Origin of the sequence: Mesonia sp. K4-1, assembly GCF_008017825.1 — a bacterium.
Lineage (GTDB): Bacteria > Bacteroidota > Bacteroidia > Flavobacteriales > Flavobacteriaceae > Mesonia.
Genome location: NZ_VRLS01000005.1, coordinates 1 through 1,065 on the forward strand (window position 1 = coordinate 1; position 1,065 = coordinate 1,065).

Below are 1,065 nucleotides of genomic sequence, written 5' to 3' on the forward strand. Positions count from 1 at the left end.
GATTTTAGAACAGACTAATTATGTCTCAAATTTAATGTAGAAAAGAGTTGGATTTTACCTCAGTTCTTTGTTGGCAAATGTTTTATTATTCTATAACAAGTGGTTTATAAAATTCGAATTCTCTTGTAATCATTTTTCCTCCAGTAGAATCTTTTTTGCCATAATAAGCAGCAAGTGATTGAATTTTAACTTTTGCTTTAATGTAATAGTTTCCACTTTCTGGTTTGTTAAGAAAATAAATAGGACAATTTAATGTATCGTTAAAACTATGAGATTCTGCATATGTAGTGTCGCTTTCTGCTAAATTCAATTCTTTTTTACATTCTTTTTCTGTTCTGAAAAGTTTAGAGTAAACAGTCATAAATCTATAATCATTTTTGTCTTGAATAACTGTATCGGATAGTTTGTAATAATAGCTAAAAGTATCTATTTTAACTTCTTTATGAATTGTATCTGGTAAACTAAAATATTCATATAATTTTCTGTTTTGTTTTATTGTACTATTGTTTTTTGAAAATTTTTTAGTGCAATCAATAAATATGCTTTTACTATTTTTAATTATTTGGTCTGAATTTTTTTTAATTTCCTCTTCTGTATAATTATTTCTTAGTTTACTAATGACACATTCACAAGTTTTTTTTGATGAAGAATAATTAAAATCTGATAAAGCTCGATGCATACATCCAATCATCATTGATTTTTCAAAAATCGAATTGCCATAAGAAACATTGTATCTTAAATACATTATAGTAAATAGAGAAATAATTACTAAAAATAAAATAACTAAAATCTTTTTTACTTTTCTCATTTTTTAATATTTGCCAACGAGTTTGTATAAGATTAGTTGCGTGTTTTAAGCACTAAAGCTAGCAAATAAAACACAGATAGAAAGTCCGCGAGGACTTTCGTAAATTGGCTAAAACCAGCAATTAATTTTATACGGCTTAAGTTTGATTCTTATTAATTTTATAGTATAAATCAGAAAGAGCAAAGAGAGGATTAAGGTTATGATATACGGTGAAGCGTTAGACTTCGACAACATTGATAATCCCCTCTCTTTAACTA

General features: G+C 26.0%; 1 protein-coding gene. It reads right to left on the reverse strand.

Annotated elements, in window-relative coordinates; translation table 11 throughout:
• Positions 1–85: 85 nt before the first annotated feature.
• Entirely contained in the window at positions 86–808 is a 723-nt protein-coding gene (locus FT986_RS00080) for a hypothetical protein (RefSeq protein ID WP_147863265.1), read from the reverse strand.
• Between the last annotated feature and the right edge of the window lie 257 nt (positions 809–1,065).